At 63.2% G+C, this 546-nt stretch carries 1 protein-coding gene; it reads left to right on the forward strand.

The window, feature by feature from the left end:
* The coding region (locus ABD732_RS18645) for an IS3 family transposase (protein ID WP_344786328.1) at positions 1–546 on the forward strand (546 nt) is incomplete at both ends.

The following is a 546-nucleotide window of genomic DNA, read 5'->3' on the forward strand; positions in this document are numbered from 1 at the left end:
GTCTGCTCGGCGTGTCGAAATCCGGATACTACGACTGGGAGAAGCGCCCGATGTCGGCGACCGAACAACGGCGCGAGGACCTCAAGCTCTTGATTGACTTCGTGTTCGCCGAATCCGGCCGGACTTACGGGTACCGCCGTATCCACGCGGAGCTCAGGCGTGCCGGCGTCGAGGTGGACGACGAACTCGTTCGCAAGCTCATGCGCCAGATGGGCCTGGTCCCGGTGCAGGTTAAGCGACGCCGTGGCCTGACGATCGCGGACAAGAACGCGGCCCCGATCCCTGACCTGGTGCGACGCGACTTCAGCGCGGAGGTGCCCGGCCAGAAGATGATCGGTGATATCACGCAGATCGATACGGGTGAGGGTGCGCTTTTCCTGGCAACGGTTATCGACTGCTTCAGCAAGAGCGTGATCGGCTGGGCGCTGGTCGTACGATATCCGGCGAGCTTGGTGTGCGCGGCCATCGATATGGCCGCGGCCCGCATCGAGATGCCCGTCGGGGCGACATTTCACTCCGACCGAGGGAGTCAATACACGTCGATAG

This window comes from Gordonia caeni, from assembly GCF_039537105.1.
Lineage (GTDB): Bacteria > Actinomycetota > Actinomycetes > Mycobacteriales > Mycobacteriaceae > Gordonia > Gordonia caeni.